12 protein-coding genes are annotated in these 17,336 nt (G+C 62.7%); 4 read left to right on the plus strand and 8 right to left on the minus strand.

Annotated elements, in window-relative coordinates; genetic code table 11:
• Window positions 1–85 precede the first annotated feature (85 nt).
• The 6 genes from GJA_RS06005 to zwf form a co-directional block, all read right to left on the minus strand.
• The gene (locus GJA_RS06005; protein WP_038489892.1) at window positions 86–1,483 is read right to left on the minus strand and encodes an efflux transporter outer membrane subunit; all 1,398 of its coding nucleotides are present in this window, start codon (window positions 1,481–1,483) and stop codon (window positions 86–88) included.
• Window positions 1,476–4,652 carry an efflux RND transporter permease subunit gene (locus tag GJA_RS06010; RefSeq protein WP_051780360.1) on the minus strand — a complete coding sequence of 1,059 codons (3,177 nt, stop codon included), beginning with the start codon at window positions 4,650–4,652 and terminating at the stop codon, window positions 1,476–1,478. The genes GJA_RS06005 and GJA_RS06010 overlap by 8 nt, the downstream gene beginning before the upstream one ends.
• 34 nt (window positions 4,653–4,686) lie before the next feature.
• The gene (locus tag GJA_RS06015; protein ID WP_038489895.1) at window positions 4,687–5,859 is read right to left on the minus strand and encodes an efflux RND transporter periplasmic adaptor subunit; all 1,173 of its coding nucleotides are present in this window, start codon (window positions 5,857–5,859) and stop codon (window positions 4,687–4,689) included.
• A gap of 422 nt (window positions 5,860–6,281) precedes the next feature.
• The gene (gene tal / locus GJA_RS06020; protein ID WP_038489898.1) at window positions 6,282–7,217 is read right to left on the minus strand and encodes a transaldolase; all 936 of its coding nucleotides are present in this window, start codon (window positions 7,215–7,217) and stop codon (window positions 6,282–6,284) included.
• Between the two features lie 130 nt (window positions 7,218–7,347).
• Window positions 7,348–8,202 (minus strand): SIS domain-containing protein, encoded by an 855-nt coding sequence (locus GJA_RS06025; protein WP_038489901.1) that lies wholly within the window; start codon window positions 8,200–8,202, stop codon window positions 7,348–7,350.
• Entirely contained in the window at window positions 8,202–9,674 is a 1,473-nt protein-coding gene (zwf, locus tag GJA_RS06030) for a glucose-6-phosphate dehydrogenase (RefSeq protein WP_038489903.1), read from the minus strand. The genes GJA_RS06025 and zwf overlap by 1 nt, the downstream gene beginning before the upstream one ends.
• A 523-nt stretch (window positions 9,675–10,197) precedes the next feature.
• Between zwf and GJA_RS06035 the strand changes: the two genes are divergently transcribed.
• Complete coding sequence (locus GJA_RS06035) at window positions 10,198–11,151, plus strand: chemotaxis protein (RefSeq protein ID WP_038489907.1); 954 nt, start codon at window positions 10,198–10,200, stop codon at window positions 11,149–11,151.
• Window positions 11,152–11,195: 44 nt separating this feature from the next.
• On the opposite strand, the gene GJA_RS06040 is transcribed toward GJA_RS06035, so the two are convergent.
• Together GJA_RS06040 and pgi are read right to left on the minus strand one after the other, a co-directional pair.
• Window positions 11,196–12,089, minus strand: coding sequence for an SMP-30/gluconolactonase/LRE family protein (locus tag GJA_RS06040; RefSeq protein WP_038489910.1), 894 nt, complete (start codon window positions 12,087–12,089; stop codon window positions 11,196–11,198).
• 10 nt (window positions 12,090–12,099) lie between these two features.
• The gene (pgi, locus tag GJA_RS06045) at window positions 12,100–13,764 is read right to left on the minus strand and encodes a glucose-6-phosphate isomerase (RefSeq protein ID WP_038498869.1); all 1,665 of its coding nucleotides are present in this window, start codon (window positions 13,762–13,764) and stop codon (window positions 12,100–12,102) included.
• A gap of 316 nt (window positions 13,765–14,080) precedes the next feature.
• Here pgi and edd point away from each other — a divergent pair, with 316 nt between their 5' ends.
• The 3 genes from edd (at window position 14,081) to GJA_RS06060 (ending at window position 17,228) form a co-directional block, all read left to right on the plus strand.
• A complete protein-coding gene (gene edd, locus GJA_RS06050; RefSeq protein WP_038498872.1) occupies window positions 14,081–15,994 on the plus strand; it encodes a phosphogluconate dehydratase in 1,914 nt (637 codons plus the stop codon).
• Between the two features lies 1 nt (window position 15,995).
• Entirely contained in the window at window positions 15,996–16,619 is a 624-nt protein-coding gene (gene eda, locus GJA_RS06055; protein WP_038489912.1) for a bifunctional 4-hydroxy-2-oxoglutarate aldolase/2-dehydro-3-deoxy-phosphogluconate aldolase, read from the plus strand.
• Window positions 16,620–16,703: 84 nt separating this feature from the next.
• Entirely contained in the window at window positions 16,704–17,228 is a 525-nt protein-coding gene (locus GJA_RS06060; protein ID WP_038498875.1) for a hypothetical protein, read from the plus strand.
• Window positions 17,229–17,336: the final 108 nt, after the last annotated feature.

Below are 17,336 nucleotides of genomic sequence, written 5' to 3' on the forward strand. Positions count from 1 at the left end.
TGTTTATTTACTTTTAGTATTGAAAAAGTCAGGTATTCAGGCGCCGCGGACGGTCGCGCGGTGCATGGCTGAGAGAGAGACCGTTTTATTTCCAGCCTCCGCCCAGCGCCCGGTACAGGTCGATGGCGCTGTTGGTGCGCAGCAGCCGCGCCTGCACCAGGTCCTGCTGGGCGCTGAACAGTTCGCGCTGCGCGTCGAGCACGTCGAGCGTGCTGGAGACGCCGTTGGCAAAACGCAGTTGCAGCAGCGACAGCCGTTCGGCTTGCGCATCCTGCACCGCGCGTTGCGCGTTGACCTGATCGCCCAGGTAAGTGCGCGCCGCCAGCGCGTCGGCTACTTCGCGGAATGCGACCTGGATGGTTTTTTCATAGGCGGCGACGGCCAGGTTGTTACGGGCTTCGGCCAGGCTCAGGTTGGCGCGGTTGCGGCCGGCGTCGAAGATCGGCAGCAGCAGTTGCGGCGAGTAAGACCAAGTGCCGGAGCCGCTGTCGAACAGGCCGGAAAAGGCGCTGCTGGTACTGCCCAGCGCCGCGGTCAGGCTGATGCGCGGGAAAAAGGCGGCGCGCGCCGCGCCGATGTTGGCGTTGGCTGCTTGTAATTGCAGCTCGGCGGCGCGGATGTCGGGCCGGCGCACCAGCAAATCCGATGGCAAGCCGGCCGGCAGCGCGCTCATCGCATCGATGGTGTCGTCGCCGGCCATGCCTCCCGGGTTTGCGCCGGCGGCCAGCGGCTGGCCGACCAGCAGCGTCAACGCATTTTCCGCCTGCGCCCGTTGCCGCGCCAGGGTTAGCGCCGCGACCCGCGCGCTTTGGTACAGCGTTTCACTGAGGCGCCAATCGAGCCGCGACGAGGCGCCCACTTCCAGGCGCTGGCGGGTCAGGTCGAAGGTGCGCGCGCGGCCCTGCAGGGTTTGTTGCGCCAGCGCGGTTTGTTCGGCATAGGCGCGCTCGGTGTAATACGCTTGCGCCACCGCCGCCACCAGGCTGATTTGCGCCGCCTGCCGGGCTTCGGCGGTGGCCAGGTACAGCGACAGCGCCGCCTCGCTCAGATTGCGCACGCGGCCGAAAAAATCCAGTTCGAACGAGGGCATGCCGAGGCCCGCGCTGTAGCTGTCGCTGACATACGGCTGGCCGGTGACGCTGGCCGGCGCCGGCGTGCGGGCGCGGCTGGCGGCCAGGCTGGCGTTCAGGTTCGGCAGCCGGTCGGCGCGCTGGATGTGGTACTGGGCGCGCGCCTCTTCGATGCGCAGCGCGGCGCTGCGCAGGTCGCGGTTGTGTTCCAGCGCCAGTGCGATCAGTTGGCGCAGGCGCGGGTCGGCGCCGAAATACTCGATCCAGCCGGTGTCGGCGGCGGCAATGCCGGCCGCGTCGGGACCGTTCGGCGGATAGCTGGCCGCCACCGGCGCGGCCGGGCGCTGATAAGCGGGCGCCAGCGAACAGCCGGCCAGCAGGCATACGATAATCACGCAGAGTCTGTTAATCATGGAGCCCTCCCGCCGGCGGGTTCGGCGCCGGATTCCGGGCGGCTTCCATTTCGTGCGCGGCCAGCCGGCGCTGGCGCTCGCTGCCCTTGAAGATCTTGCGCACCACCACGAAGAATACCGGCACCAGGAATACCGCCAGCAGCGTGGCGGTGATCATGCCGCCCATCACGCCGGTGCCGATGGCGCGCTGGCTGGCCGAACCGGCGCCGCGCGCGATCACCAGCGGCAGCACGCCGAGGATGAAGGCCAGCGACGTCATGATGATGGGCCGGAAGCGCAGGTGCACCGCTTCCAGCGTCGCTTCGGTCAAGCCCTTGCCCTGCGCCTGCAAATCCTTGGCGAATTCGATGATCAGGATCGCGTTCTTGGCCGACAGGCCGATGATGGCGATCAGGCCGACCTTGAAATACACATCATCCGGCAAGCCGCGCAGCGTGGCGCCGAGCAGCGCGCCGAGCACGCCCAGCGGCACCACCAGCAGCACCGCGACCGGTATCGTGGCGCTTTCGTACAGCGCGGCCAGCACCAGGAAGGCCGCCAGCAGCGACAGCGCGAACAGCGCCGGCGCCTGCGAACCGGAGGTCTTTTCTTCCAGCGACTGGCCGGTCCATTCGATGCCGAAACCGGGCGGCAATTGCGCCGCCAGCCGCTCCAGTTCATCCATCGCCTCGCCGCTGCTGCGTCCCGGCGCGGCGTCGCCCGACAGCTTGATCGCCGGATAGCCGTTGTAGCGCACCAGTTGCACCGGCCCGACGATCCAGTGCGATTGCGCGAAGGACGAAAACGGCACCATCATGCCGCTGGCGCTGCGCACATTCAGTTTTAAAATATCTTCCGGCTGCAAGCGCTGCGGCGCATCGGCCTGGATGATGACGCGCTGCTGGCGGCCGGCGCTGGCGAAGTCGTTGACATAAGCGGAACCAAGCGCGTTCGACAGCATGCTGTTGATATCGTCGAACGCCACGCCGAGCGCATTGGCCTTGTCGCGGTCGATGTCGAGCGACAGTTGCGGCGCGTCTTCCAGTCCTTCCGGCCGCAAGCCGCTGATGATGCCGCCCTTGCCGGCCATGCCGAGCAACTGGTTGCGCGCCGCGATCAGCGCGTCGTGTCCCAGGCTGGCGCGGTCTTGCAGCCGGACCGTGATGCCGGTGGCGTTGCCCAGCTCGCGGATCGGCGGTGGACTGAGCGGATAGATGATGGCGTCCGGGATGCCGGACAGCGCGCCGAAAGCCCTGCCGGCGATCGCTACGGCCGACTGGTCGGCGCCGCGCTCGCTCCAGTCCTTCAGCGGCACGAATACCAGGCCGGCATTCTGGCCGTTGCCCGAAAAACTGAAGCCGGCCACGGCGATGGTGCGCGCCACGCCCGGCTGCTTGCTGAAATAATCTTCTACTTTGTTCAGCACTTCCATGGTGCGGCTGGCCGATGCGCCGGCCGGCAATTGCACATTGGTGACGATGTAGCCCTGGTCTTCGTTCGGCAGGAACGACGAGGGCAGGCGCTGGTACAGCCAGCCGACGCATAGCAGGATCAGGCCGTAGATCAGCAGGTAGCGTCCGCTGCGCGCCAGGATGCGCCCGACCCAGCCCTGGTAGCCGTTGGCGGTGCGCTTGAAGCGCCGGTTGAACCAGCCGAAAAAGCCTTTTTTCTCGACGTGCCGGCCGGCTTCGACCGGCTTTAACATGGTGGCGCACAAGGCCGGCGTCAGGCTCAGCGCCATCAGCGCCGAAAACACCATCGCCGCCACCATCGACAGTGAAAACTGGCGGTAGATCGCGCCGACCGCGCCGCCGAAAAACGCCATCGGGATGAATACCGCGATCAGCACCAGTGTGATGCCGATGATCGCGCCGGTGATTTGCGACATCGCCTTGCGGGTCGCCTCGCGCGGCGACAAGCCTTCCTCGCTCATGATGCGCTCGACGTTTTCCACCACTACGATGGCGTCGTCGACCAGGATGCCGATCGCCAGCACCATGCCGAACATGGTCAGCACATTGATGGAAAAACCGAAGATCTGCATCGCCGCGAAGGTACCCATCAGCGCCACCGGCACCACGATGGTGGGGATCAGCGTATAGCGGAAATTTTGCAGGAACAGATACATCACCAGGAACACCAGCAGCACCGCTTCGAGCAGCGTCTTGACCACTTCCTCGATAGAAATCCTGACGAAGGTCGAGGTATCGTAGGGGATGGTGTACTTGACGCCGGCCGGGAAATATTTGGCCAGCTCTTCCATCTTGGCCTTGACCGCGTTGGCGGTTTGCAGCGCATTGCCGGTCAGGTTCAATTGCACGCCGATCGCTGAAAACGGCGCGCCGTTCAGCCGTGCGCTGATGCCGTAGCTTTGGCCGCCCAGTTCGATGCGCGCCACGTCCGACAGCCGCACCACCGAGCCGTCCGGATTGGCCCGCAATACGATCTTGCCGAATTCCTCGGGCGAACTCAATTGACCGCGCACCACCACCGGCGCCGAATAGGTTTGCCGGCCGGGACTGGGCAAGTCGCCCAGCGTGCCGGACGTGACTTGCGCGTTTTGCGCGCGGATCGCCGCCGCCACGTCGCCGATTACCAGTTTCAGGCCGACCAGCCTGGCCGGATCGATCCAGATGCGCATGGCCCGTTCGGTGCCGAACAATTGCGCCTGGCCGACGCCGGGCACGCGCTTGATGTCGTTGACCACGTTGCGCGCCAGGTAATCGCCCAGTGCGGTCGGATCGAGCTTGCCGTCGGTCGACGACAGGCCGACAAACATCAGGATATTGCTGCGCGCCTTGTTGACCTGCACGCCTTGCTGCGTTACCGCCTGCGGCAGGCGCGCCTCGACGCGCTTGATGCGGTTTTGCACGTCGACCGAGGCCAGGTCGGGATTGATGTCGGGCCGGAACGTGACGGTGATGGTGACTTGCCCATTGGCCTCGCTTTGCGACTCGACATAGTCAAGGCCGTCGGCGCCGTTCATTTCCTGTTCGATCACGCTGGTCACGCTGTCGTCGAGGATTTGCGCGGTGGCGCCGGGGTAGGTGGCGGTGATGACGATCGATGGCGGCGCGATGGTCGGGTATTGCGCCACCGGCAACTGGGTGATCGACAGCGCGCCGCCCAGCAAAATGAATAAGGCGATCACCCACGCGAACACGGGGCGGTCGATGAAGAACTTGGCCATGGCGGCTCCCGGTCGATGCTGACGGTGATGAGGATTATGGTGTTGCGGACGGCTTGCCGGCTGGCGGACCGGCCCAGGCCACCGGCGTCACCGGCGCGCCCGGCCTGACCTTCTGGAACCCTTCGACGATGACCTTTTCGCCGCCCTTCAAGCCGCTGCCGATGACCCAGCGGTCGCCCTGCGCGGTAGTGGCCGTGACTGGCTGCACCAGCACCTTGTTATCGGTCCCGACCAGCATCACCGACGCGCCTTCCGGATTGCGTAACACCGCCTGCTGCGGCACCGTGATGGCGGTTTCATCGACCGCCTGTTCCAGTCTGGCGCGCACATACATGCCCGGCAACAGTACCCGCTGCGGATTCGGGAATGCGGCGCGCATCGATACCGAGCCGGAACTTTCATCGACGCTGATATCGGCAAACAGCAGCTTGCCGTCATGCGGATAGGTTTGTCCATCTTCGGTGACCAGCGTCACCCTGGCCTGGCCGGCGCCAGCGCTTTTCAACTTGCCGGCTTCCAGCGCGCGCTGCAGGCGCAGCAGTTCGGTCGACGATTGCGTGATGGTGACGTAGATCGGATCGAGTTGCTGGATAGTGGCCATCGGCGTCGCTTCGCCCTGGCCGACCAGCGCGCCCTCGGTGACCAGCGCGCGGCCGATGCGTCCGGCGATCGGCGCCGTCACGGTGGCGTAGCCCAGCGTCAGGCCGGCGTTCTGGCGCGCCGCCCTGGCGGTGGCGAGGTCGGCGTTGGCCTGCTTCTGCGCCGTCACGGCGTCGTCGTATTCCTGGGTGCTGACGGCGCCGGCGCCGGCCAGCTGCTGGTAGCGTCTGGCTTTCAGGTCGGCTTGCGCCAGGTTGGCGTCCGCTTTCAGTACCGCCGCCTGGGCGCTGTTGTAACTGGCCTGGAAACTGGCCGGGTCGATGCGGAACAGCACTTCGCCAGCCTTGACGTCGCCGCCTTCGCGAAACACCCGCTGCAGCACGATGCCGGGCGTGCGCGCGCGCACCTGGGCGATGCGCGACGCTTCTATACGACCGGGCAATTCGCTGCTGATGGCCAGCGCGCCGCGCGTCGCGCTGGCCACGGCCACGGTCGGCGGCGGTGGCGCGCCTGCGGCGGGATCAGTCGCGGTCTTGTCGCGGCAGGCGGATAGCATGCACAACAGCAAAGTAAGCACCATAAACATATAACGAGTCACTGTTTTCATGGAGTCGTCTCGTAAAAGGAGGGTGTTTATTGACCGGCTGAATTATTTTTTTATTGCAATAATGATCACATTTCGACCTATTCTAATACACTGGGAAAATCGCGTATGGATGTTTTTGCGCGCTTTTCAGCAGCATGATTCCTGCTGAAAAGGGTTGTGATTGCTGGGCAAGTTCAGGGAACGTTTTATGACGAAAAAAAAGCCGGCGGGCGCCGGCTTCTTGACTGCGCGAATCGACTGCTCGAATCGCTATCGGCTTGCTTAGAGCCTATCCCAGTAGATGAATACGCCCTGTTCTGGCGCTCCTCAGGAACGGGGACTGCGTTGCTCGTCGTCGCGTGGCCCGCCACGCGTCCTCCTCACGCCTGGTCCGCGCTCCCGATGCGCGGCCAGAACAAGACGCTCACTACTGGGATAGGCTCTTAGCGCAGCGCCGCGATCATCTGTTTCAGCTTGCCGGAATCGACGCAGAATGCGCGGATGCCTTCGGCCAGTTTTTCAGTCGCCATCGCATCTTCATTGAGCATGAAGCGGAAGGCTTTTTCGTCGAGCGAGATTTGCACCACGTTCGAGGCTGGCGCCGCTTCGGCGGTCAGCTTGCGCTCCAGTGGCGCGTCGCTGTCGGCCAGTTGCTGCAGCAGGTCGGGGCTGATGGTCAGCAAGTCGCAGCCGGCCAGTTCGATGATTTGCGAAGTGTTGCGGAAGCTCGCGCCCATCACTTCGGTGTCGTAGCCGAACTTGCGGTAGTAGTTGTAGATGCGCTTGACCGATTGCACGCCCGGATCTTCGGCGCCGGCATACTCGATGCCGGTCGATTTCTTGTACCAGTCGTAGATGCGGCCGACGAAGGGCGAAATCAGCTTGGCGCCCGCTTCGGCGCAGGCGATTGCCTGGGCCAGCGAGAACAGCAAGGTCATATTGCAATGGATGCCTTCGCGTTCCAGGATTTCGGCGGCGCGGATGCTTTCCCAGGTCGACGCCATCTTGATCAGCACGCGTTCGCGGGCGATGCCGGCCTTTTCATACAGCGCGATCAGTTCGCGGCCCTTGGCCACCGAACCTTCGGTGTCGAATGACAGGCGGGCGTCGATTTCGGTCGAGACGCGGCCCGGGATGGTTTTCAGGATTTCGGTACCGAAAGCGATCAGCAAATGATCGATGATGTCGCTGTTCGACGCTTCCGGATGGTCGCGCACGGCTTTTTCCAGCAGCGGCTTGTACTCTGCTTTTTGCACGGCCTTCAAGATCAGCGATGGATTGGTGGTCGCATCGCGCGGGGTGTAGGCCTGGATCGATTGGAAGTCGCCGGTGTCGGCCACCACGGTGGTGAATTGCTTGAGCTGTTCGAGTTGGTTCATGGCTGCGCTAAAAAAAGTGGTGATGGGAAGTGCCGCAAGTATTGTACCGAAATTGTCGCCGCTCGACGCCGCTCGGCGCCCAATTCTGCGCGCGGGCGTGGTTTTATGTCACTGCGGGCGTGGTTTTGTTTCACCCGATAAAGGAATCGAATTGCATATCGAATTCCTGCAACGCTTTTTGGGCATTTTGCATCTTCTTGCGGAATTCCGGACCGCGCTGCAAGGCCAGCCCGACCGCCAGTACGTCGATCACCACCAGGTAGGCCAGGCGCGCCGAAATCGGCGTGTACGGATCGGTGTTGAACACCAGGTCGATCGGGATCAGCACCGTCGCCAGGTCCGCCAGCGGCGTGCCGGACGGCGCCAGCACGATCACGTCGGCGCCGCCGCGGCGCGCCAGCTTGACCGAGCGCACCAGCGCCGGGCTGTTGCCGCGCTGCGAAATCGCGACCACCGCATCGCCGCTGCGCAACAGGGCCGCGGCGATGCTGTGGATGTTCGGGTCGGCGTAGGCCACCGTCGGCACGCCGGAGCGGAAGAATTTATGCTGCGCGTCGGCGGCCACGATGCCGGACGTGCCCTGGCCGTAAAACTCGATCTTGCTGGCGCGCGACAGGATGTCGAGCGCGCGCTGGATCGCGTCCGGGTTCAGGTTGTTGCGCAAGTCGAGCAGGGTGTTGATCGAGCGGCTGCAAATCTTGTTGATCAAGTCCGCCGCCAGGTCGTCCTGCGCCGGTTGCTCGTTGGCGCCCGGCATCGCCAGCGCCAGGCCCTGCGCCAGTTTCAGCTTGAATTCATGCCAGCCGTCGTAGCCGAGGGTGCGGCAAAAGCGCACCACGGTCGGCTCCGACACTTGCGCGCTCCTGGCCAGCGCGGTGATGTTCTGGCTGACCGTCAAGCCCGGCTGTTCCAGTACCGCCAGCGCGACTTTTTTTTCCGATTTGGATAAGGAGTCGAGCTGGGTCCGGATCGAATCGAGCAGCATTAATCTTCCGGCAGCGCTTCTTCGCGCCATTGCAAGCCGTCGCGGCCGATCAGCGCGCTGGCCGCGGCCGGGCCCCAGGTGCCGGCGCTGTACGGCAGCGGCGCGCTGTCGTTCTGTTCCCAGCTGTCGAGGATCGGTTCGACCCATTCCCAGGCCGCTTCCAGTTCGTCGCCGCGCATGAACAGCGTCAGTTGGCCGCGCAGCACGTCCAGCAGCAAGCGCTCGTAGGCGTCCATGCGCGGCGTCTTGAACGATTCGCGGAAATCGAGTTCCAGTTCGGCCGGTTTCAGGCGCATGCCGTCGCCCGGGGTTTTCGCCATCAGGTTCATGCGCAAGCCTTCGTCCGGCTGCAAGCGGATCACCAGGCAGTTCGGCTGGAAGCTGGAGGTCGGCTGGTTGAAGATCGAATGCGGGATTTGCTTGAAGCGCACCACGATCTCGGCCAGGCTGTCGGACATGCGCTTGCCGGTGCGCAGGTAAAACGGCACGCCGGCCCAGCGCCAGGTGTCGATTTCCGCTTTCAGCGCGACAAAGGTTTCGGTGCGTGAATGTTCCGGCGCATCCGGTTCGTCGCGGTAGCTCGGCACGGCTTTGCCATCGACATGGCCGGCGCGGTATTGGCCGCGCACGATGTTTTGCGCCAGCGTGGTCGGCGTGAATTTTTTCAGCGAGCGCAGCACTTGCAATTTTTCATCGCGCACCGCGTCCGACGAAATCGACGTCGGCGGTTCCATCGCGACGATGCACAGCAATTGCAGCAAATGGTTTTGCAGCATGTCGCGCAGCGCGCCGGACGTGTCGTAATAGCCCATGCGGTTGCCGACGCCGAGTTTTTCGGCGATCGTGATTTGTACGTCGGAAATCCATTCGCGGCGCCACAGCGGTTCGAACAGGATGTTACCGAAACGCAGCGCCATCAAGTTCTGGACGGTTTCCTTGCCCAGGTAATGGTCGATGCGGTAGATCTGCGATTCGGCGAACACCTGGCCGACTTCGGCGTTGATCTGCTTGGCGCTGGCCAGGTCGCGGCCCAGCGGTTTTTCCAGCACCACGCGCGAATTCGGCGTGACCAGCTGATTGCTGTCGAGGTTGTCGCAAATTTGCGCAAACAGGTGCGGCGGCGTGGCCAGGTAATACACGCGGGTCAGCGCCGGGTCGGCGCGCAGCGCTTCGATCAGCGGCGCATAGCTGGTGGCGTCGGTCGCGTTCAGCGATACGTAGACGATGCGCTCGCAAAACTTGGCCCATGCCTGCGCGGTCAGCGTGCTGGCCTTGATATGCGGTTTGGAATTGGTTTCGACGATTTTCAGGAACGCATCCTGGCCGCTGTCCTGACGGCCGACGCAAATAATGCGTGCAGTCGGCGGCAAGTCGTTCGCCACGTCGCGTGCGTACATTGCAGGCAGCAGCTTGCGCATCGCTAAATCGCCGCTGCCGCCAAACAGAACCAGGTCAAAATCGGTAAGAGCCATAATATGAGAGTCGTCGCAAAAGTAAAGGAGCAGGAATGGGTGCTGATCGAGGTGCCGCGTGCTTGCTGACGCCGCATCGCAGGCGCCTGCTTATGGCGCGCTTGGTCTGCAACGCCAGTTCAATCAATTGTGTAAATTTACTACGCAGATACGTCAAATGCAAGAAATTTTACTACATTACGTGACTGGACAGGTGATCCAGACGTGAATTCATTATATGCCGATCCACGGCAACAGGTTGCCGGGGTGGCTGGGGCTGTTTTGCGGTGGCGTAACGGCATGAGCAAGTTGTGATTTTCCTTAAGCCCCCACGTTTTTGCGCAACAGCAACAAGCTGTCGATTAATGCATGTCTCTGGGCAAGTTAAGATGATTGTCAGAATTAAAATACGTATAATCAAAGTACGTTATCGCTATCCATCCGGCGCCGCGCCATGCCCCGAACTTGCCTGTGCGTCGCCTTGCATGCAATCTGATCGCGCCGTTTTGCCGGCGCCATTTATACACGGTAGACAGGGGAAAACATGAGCACAATGCAACAAGACGTCGACGAACGCACCAGTCTGACCGGCAATAATAAATTCGAACTCTTCCTTTTCAAGCTGGGCACCAGCGACAACTCCAGCAGCCGCGAATTATTCGGCATCAATGTGTTCAAAGTCCGCGAGATCATGGAAATGCCGCAGATTACCTCGGTGGCCGGTTCGCATCCGCACATGCTGGGGGTGGTCAATATCCGCGGCCAGATCGTGCCGGTGATCGACTTGCCGATGGCGGTCGGCTGCAAGAGCAATGGCCTGCGCATCTTGATGGTGACCGAATTCGCCCGCTCGACGCAGGCGTTCGCGGTGGAGGAAGTCGATGAAATCGTGCGTCTCGAATGGAACCAGGTGTTGTCGGCCGAATCGACGGTCGGCGGCGGCTTGATCACCAGCATTGCGCGGCTCGACGGCGACACCGACAAGACCCGCCTGGCGCAAGTGCTGGATGTCGAACAGATCTTGCGCAATGTATTGCCGTCGAGCGAGCCCGACGTCGACAAGAGCAGTATCGGTCCGCAAGTCAGGCTGGCGGCCGGCGCGGTCATCCTGGCGGCCGACGATTCGGCGCTGGCGCGCTCGCTGATCGAGCAGGGACTCGATGCGATGGGCGTGCCCTTCATCATGACCAAGACCGGCAAGGAAGCGTGGCTCAAGCTGCAGGCGCTGTCGGACCAGGCGCTTGCCGAAGGCAAGCACATCCGGGACAAGGTGGCGCTGGTGCTGACCGACCTGGAAATGCCGGAAATGGATGGCTTTACGCTGACCCGCAACATCAAGAGCGATACGCGGTTTGGCGGCATCCCGGTGGTGATCCATTCATCGCTGACCGGATCGACCAATGAAGATCACGTCAAAGGCGTCGGCGCCGACGGTTACGTGGCCAAATTCGTCGCCTCGGAGCTGGCCCAAACGATACGCAAAGTCCTTGCCGCCTGACTGAAACCGGGGACATGTTGTCCCCGGTGCCTGGTTGACGGTCTTTAGCCGATGTATGGCGGCTCTTCGCGGCCGGCGACGTCGACCCGCACCGACAGCACCCGTCCGGTCAGCGGATATTGCGCCTTCTCTTCGGCTGAACGGTTGTGGCTGGCGCTGGTGATATACAGCGTGCGCAAGTCGGGGCCGCCGAAGGCGACCATGGTCGGGCAGCGCAGCGGCAAGGCGATCTCGTTCAGGATGTCGCCGTTCGGTGCAATCTGCAATACCCGGCCGCCTTCGAACATGGCGCACCAGTAATTGCCCTGGCTATCGACCGCCGCGCCATCCGGCCGGCCGCCGTAGTGGTTCGCCTTGTCGGTCGAAAAACGCTGGAAGCTGGCGGCCGGTCCCAACGCGCCGCTGGCCGGATTAAAATCGTAGCGGTCGATGCGGTGGGTGGTGGTGTCGGCGTGGTACAGGCTGGTCCCGTCCGGGCTGAAGCCGAGGCCGTTCGACACGGTCATGCCGCCCGACCATGCCTTGCGGATCTTGCCCTTTTCCAGCACGAACATTTCCGCCGCCGGCTGGCTGCGCGGTTCGTAGATGGTGCCGACCCAGAAACGCCCGGCCGGATCGACCTTGCCGTCGTTGAAGCGGGTGGTGGCCGTGTCGTACGGCGCATCGGTCAGCGGCGTCAAGTTGCCGGTGGCCGTGTCGAGGCGCGCAAAACCGCTGCGCAAGGCGACCACCAGGCCGCCGCCGCTGTGGCGCGCCAGCGCCGACGGTTCCGACGGCATGGTCCATTGCTGGTGCTTGCCGTTTTTGGTGTCCAGCCGGTGCACCGCCTTGCCGTCGATATCGACCCAGTACAGCGCCGCTTCCTTGGCCAGCCATAGCGGCGACTCGCCGACTTGCATGGCGCTATCCGAGACTACCTTGATTTCATTAATGGTCATGTGACTCCGTTCAAAAAGCGTCTTTGGCGGCGCGCGCCAGCGCGATCAAGCCGTTGGTCGAGCTATCGTGCAATTCGGGGCGCGCCGCACCTTTCAATTCCGATTCGATTTTCTTGGCCAGTACCTTGCCCAGTTCCACGCCCCACTGGTCGAAGCTGTTGACGTCCCACAACACGCCTTGCACAAAGGTTTTATGTTCGTACAAGGCGATCAGCGCGCCCAAGGTGCTTGGCGTCAACTGGTCCATCAAGATGGTGTTGCTCGGACGGTTGCCCGGGAACGTCTTGTGCGGCACCAGCGCCTCGATCTCGTCGACCGGCAAGCCCTGGGCTTGCAAGTCGGCCCGCACTTCAGCGCCGGTCTTGCCGGTCATGAACGCTTCCGACTGGGCGAAGCAATTGGCCAGCAAGGCGTCGTGATGGCCCGGCAAGTCGTGGGTCGGGCGCAGCGCGGCGATGAAGTCGATCGGCACGATGTCGGTGCCTTGGTGCAGTAATTGGAAATAGGCGTGCTGGGCGTTGGTGCCGCAATCGCCCCAGATCACCGGACCGGTCGGCACTTGCACGGTTTCACCGCCCTTGGTGACGCGCTTGCCGTTGCTTTCCATATCCAGTTGTTGCAGATAGGCGGCGAAACGGCTCAAGTCCTGGTGGTAGGCGGCGATCGAGACCGAACCGCAGTCGAGGAATTGGCGGTTCCAGAAACCGACCATGGCCAGTATCACCGGCATGTTGTGTTCCAGCGGCGCCTCGCGGAAATGGCGGTCCATCGCATGCGCGCCGGCCAGGAAGTCGCTGAAGTATTCGAAACCGACCGCCAGCGCCACCGCCAGGCCGATCGACGACCATACCGAATAACGGCCGCCGACCCAGTCCCAGAACGGGAACATGTTTTCCGGATCGATGCCGAACGTCTTGATCGCTTCGGTATTGGTCGACACCGCGACAAAGTGCCTGGCCAGGTCGGCCGGCTGGCCGGCGCTGAGGAACCAGGCGCGCGCCGTATTGGCGTTGAGCATGGTTTCAGCGGTGACGAAGGTTTTCGAGGCGATGATGAACAGCGTGGTTTCCGGATTCACCCTGGCCAGCGCGGCGTCCATGTCGTGGCCGTCGACGTTCGAGACAAAATGCATTTCCAGGCCAGGATTGGCGTAGGAGCGCAAGGCCAGCACCGCCATTTTCGGACCCAGGTCGGAACCGCCGATGCCGATGTTGACGATGTCGGTGATCGGCTTGCCGGTGTAGCCCAGCCAGCTGCCGTTGCGCACCTGGTCGGTAAAACGTTTGACGCGGCTTAGTACTTGCTGCACGTCATTGTCGATATCCTGGCCATCGACGTTCAGCGTCGTGCCGCGCGGTGCGCGCAGCGCGGTATGCAGAACCGCCCGATGTTCGGTAAGATTGATTTTCTCGCCAGTGAACATGGCTTCGCGTTGCTGTTCAACGCCACGTTCGCGCGCCAGTTCGATCAGCAAGCCGAGCGCGGTGCTGTCCAGGCGGTTTTTCGAATAGTCGAGAAACAGGCCGGCGGCGTCGACGCTCATTTCCTTGAAACGTTGCGGCTGATCGGCGAACAGCTGGCGCAGTTGCTGGTCCTGGTGTTCCTTGTAATACGATTGCAGTTTCAGGAAATTGCTGGCGGTATGGATTGCTGGAGTATTGTCTGGCTGGCGCATGGTGGGCGGCATCGTGTTGGTGGACAAGGTTGGGGACTGGAACGCAGGTGCTGCAAGCTTTCGTCGTCCGAATTTGGTAATAGTACATCAAAAAAAGGTAATTTCACTACACTTTGATGCCGGAACAGGTGGGCGCCCTTGATTTTTTGCTGTTTTCGATGAGAAAACGGATCTCCGCCAGATCACTGGGCCGACCCGGAAAGCGTCGATATTACTACTTTTTTCGATAAAAATGCCGCGTGGAGCAACATCAAAGCAAAACCTGCGTTGAATTTTGTAGTAAAATTTCATGAAACACATTTTTAAGGAAACCATCATGGCGTTGCATCCAGTAGTTGCCTCCGTAACAGCGCGCATCATCGAGCGCAGCCGGCCGTCGCGCGGCGCCTATCTGTCGCACCTGGATGCGGCGCGCATCAAGGGCGTGCAGCGCGGCGCGCTGTCCTGTACCAACCTGGCGCACGGTTTTGCCGCGTTCCCGGCCAATGACAAATTGGCGCTGAAGGAATACAAAAAGCCGTCGGTGGCCATTGTTTCTTCGTACAACGATATGCTGTCGGCGCACCAGCCGTTTGAACGCTTTCCGCACATTATCAAGGAAGCCGTGCGCAAAGTCGGCGCGGTGGCGCAGTTCGCCGGCGGCGTGCCGGCCATGTGCGATGGCGTCACACAAGGCCAGCCGGGCATGGAGTTGTCGCTGTTTTCGCGCGACGCGATCGCCATGGCGACCGCGGTCGGCCTGTCGCACAATATGTTCGACGCCGCCTTGTACCTGGGCGTCTGCGACAAGATCGTGCCGGGCTTGCTGATCGGCGCCTTGCACTTCGGCCATTTGCCGGCGGTCTTCGTACCGGCCGGTCCGATGACCAGCGGCTTGTCGAACAAGGACAAGGCCAAGGTGCGCCAGTTGTATGCGCAAGGCAAGGCCACACGCGAAGAATTGCTGGAAGGCGAGTCGAAGTCGTACCACGGCGCCGGCACCTGTACCTTCTACGGCACCGCCAACAGCAACCAGATGTTGATGGAAGTCATGGGCCTGCATATGCCGGGCGCTGCCTTCATCACCCCGAACACCCCGCTGCGCGATGCGCTGACCGCCGCCGCCGCCCAGCGCGCCGCCGCGATCACCGCCCAAAGCGACTCTTACCTGCCAGTCGGCCATGTGGTCGATGAGAAATGTATCGTCAACGCCGTGGTCGGCTTGCTGGCCACCGGCGGTTCCACCAATCACACCTTGCACCTGGTGGCGATCGCCAAGGCGGCCGGCATCGTGATCGACTGGAACGACTTTAACGAATTGTCGGCCATCGTGCCGCTGGTGGCGCGCATCTACCCGAACGGCGACGCCGACGTCAACCATTTCCACGCGGCTGGCGGCACCGGTTTCCTGATCCGCGAATTGCTCGACGCCGGCTTGCTGCACGACGACGTCACCACCATCCTCGGCAAGGGCTTGCGCGCGCACTGCGCCGAACCGTTCCTCGGCGACGATGAAACGGTGTTCTGGAAAGACGCTCCGCTGCTCAGCGGCGACGACAACGTGCTGCGCACGCCAGCGTCCCCATTCTCGCCGGATGGCGGCATGGTCCTGGTGGCCGGCAACCTGGGCCGCGCGGTGATGAAAGTGTCGGCTGTCAAGCCGGAACACCGCACCGTCGAGGCGCCGGCGCTGGTGTTCAATTCGCAGGAAGATTTCATGGCCGCCTACAAGGCTGGCAAGCTGGAGCGCGACTTTGTCGCCGTGCTGCGCTTCCAGGGGCCGCGCGCCAACGGCATGCCGGAATTGCACGCACTGACCCCGGCGCTGGCCAACTTGCAGGACGCCGGCCGCCATGTCGCGCTGGTCACCGACGGCCGCATGTCGGGCGCGTCGGGCAAGGTGCCGGCGGCGATCCACGTTTCCCCTGAAATCCTGGCCGGCGGTCCGCTCGGCCTGGTGCGCGACGGCGATATCATCCGCCTCGACGCCTTCACCGGCGTGCTCGAAGCGCTGGTGCCGGCCGATGTCTGGCATGCGCGCTCGCTGGCGCAGACCGACCTGTCGCCGAATCACATCGGCATGGGCCGTGAATTGTTTGCGATGTTCCGTTCCACCGTCAGTGCGGCGGAAGAGGGCGCCACCACCTTTGGCCTGCCTTCGCCGATTCCGACAACCGTTGCCTTGCACGAAGCCGAGTCTGTCGGCGAAACCGTGCCGGGATCCGATGAAGACACTTTGTTGAAGAAATGATATGACAATGACCTTACTGGAAATTATGCGCACCTCGAGCGTGATCCCCGTGATCGCGATCGACGACCCTGAACACGCGGTACCGCTGGCGCGCGCGCTGGTGGCCGGCGGCATCCGGGTGCTGGAAGTAACGTTGCGCACCAAGCATGGCCTGGAAGCGATCCGCGCCATGTCGGCGGTGCCGGGCGCCATCGTCGGCGTCGGCACCCTGACCAAGCCTGAAGAATTCGTCGCCGCGCGCGACGCCGGCGCGGTGTTCGGCGTGTCGCCGGGCCTGACCCCGGCCTTGATCGCCGCGGCGAAAAGCAGCGGCTTGCCGTTGTTGCCGGGTGTGATGACGCCGGGCGAAGTGATGGCCGCGCGTGAACATGGCTTCCAGCAATTGAAACTGTTCCCGGCGGTACCGGCTGGCGGCGTCGGCATGCTGAACGCGATTTACGGCCCGTTGCCGGACGTGACGTTCTGCCCGACCGGCGGCATTTCGCAAGAAACCGCCTCGCAATTCCTGGCGTGCAAAAACGTCGCCTGCGTCGGCGGTTCGTGGCTGACGCCGAAAGACGCGCTGCAATCGGGTAACTGGGACCGCATCACCCAGTTGGCGATGGCGGCCAGCGGCCTGCGTTAATCCGCGCGTTTTGGCATCCTGCGCCCGCCGCTATTTGACGACCGTCAAATAGCGGCGGGCGTTTTTCATTTTAAGATGGTACGCATGAGTACACAGGCACGGCCGCTGACGCGCGGCGAAACGGCGATGGCGCGGCTGGTGTTCCGCGATGCGATCGATTACGCCAGGGTGCGGGTATGCAATCGCTCGTATCTGCCGTTCGGTTTGCAAAACCGCCACACGGCGATCACGCCGAACGGCAACTTATATTTCCGCGACCCGGAATACCGCGCCGATTTTTCACGCGACGATGTGCGCGGCAAGCTGTTCTTCATGCATGAAATGGTGCATGTGTGGCAGTGGCAACTCGGTTATCCCGTCATGTGGCGCGGCTTGTGCCTGGCGTTGAAGGGGGGATATTTCAGGCGGCGCGCGTATCGCTACGATGCGGCGGCGGCTGGTCGGCCCTTGTCCAGTTTTAATATGGAACAGCAGGGCGATATCATTGCGCATTATTTTGCTGCGCAACATCTGGGATTGGCCCGCTATGCGGCCAGCTTGCCGTTTTTAAACAGTGTGCTGGCCGATTTTTTGCGTGCGCCGGGCGATATCGACTTGTTGCCGCGCTAAGAGCCTATCCCAGTAGATGAATACGCCCTCTTCTGGCGCCCCTCAGTAGCGGGGACTGCGTTGATCGTCGTCGCGTGGCTCGCCACGCTTGCTCCTCACGCCTGGTCC

This window comes from Janthinobacterium agaricidamnosum NBRC 102515 = DSM 9628 (assembly GCF_000723165.1).
Lineage (GTDB): Bacteria > Pseudomonadota > Gammaproteobacteria > Burkholderiales > Burkholderiaceae_D > Janthinobacterium > Janthinobacterium agaricidamnosum.

Bases quoted from the DNA above. Each gene is read 5' to 3' on its own strand.
- GJA_RS06005 (WP_038489892.1), bottom strand. From the start codon at position 1,483: ATGATTAACAGACTCTGCGTGATTATCGTATGCCTGCTGGCCGGCTGT.
- GJA_RS06010 (WP_051780360.1), bottom strand. From the start codon at position 4,652: ATGGCCAAGTTCTTCATCGACCGCCCCGTGTTCGCGTGGGTGATCGCC.
- GJA_RS06015 (WP_038489895.1), bottom strand. From the start codon at position 5,859: ATGAAAACAGTGACTCGTTATATGTTTATGGTGCTTACTTTGCTGTTG.
- tal (WP_038489898.1), bottom strand. From the start codon at position 7,217: ATGAACCAACTCGAACAGCTCAAGCAATTCACCACCGTGGTGGCCGAC.
- GJA_RS06025 (WP_038489901.1), bottom strand. From the start codon at position 8,202: ATGCTGCTCGATTCGATCCGGACCCAGCTCGACTCCTTATCCAAATCG.
- zwf (WP_038489903.1), bottom strand. From the start codon at position 9,674: ATGGCTCTTACCGATTTTGACCTGGTTCTGTTTGGCGGCAGCGGCGAT.
- GJA_RS06035 (WP_038489907.1), top strand. From the start codon at position 10,198: ATGAGCACAATGCAACAAGACGTCGACGAACGCACCAGTCTGACCGGC.
- GJA_RS06040 (WP_038489910.1), bottom strand. From the start codon at position 12,089: ATGACCATTAATGAAATCAAGGTAGTCTCGGATAGCGCCATGCAAGTC.
- pgi (WP_038498869.1), bottom strand. From the start codon at position 13,764: ATGCGCCAGCCAGACAATACTCCAGCAATCCATACCGCCAGCAATTTC.
- edd (WP_038498872.1), top strand. From the start codon at position 14,081: ATGGCGTTGCATCCAGTAGTTGCCTCCGTAACAGCGCGCATCATCGAG.
- eda (WP_038489912.1), top strand. From the start codon at position 15,996: ATGACAATGACCTTACTGGAAATTATGCGCACCTCGAGCGTGATCCCC.
- GJA_RS06060 (WP_038498875.1), top strand. From the start codon at position 16,704: ATGAGTACACAGGCACGGCCGCTGACGCGCGGCGAAACGGCGATGGCG.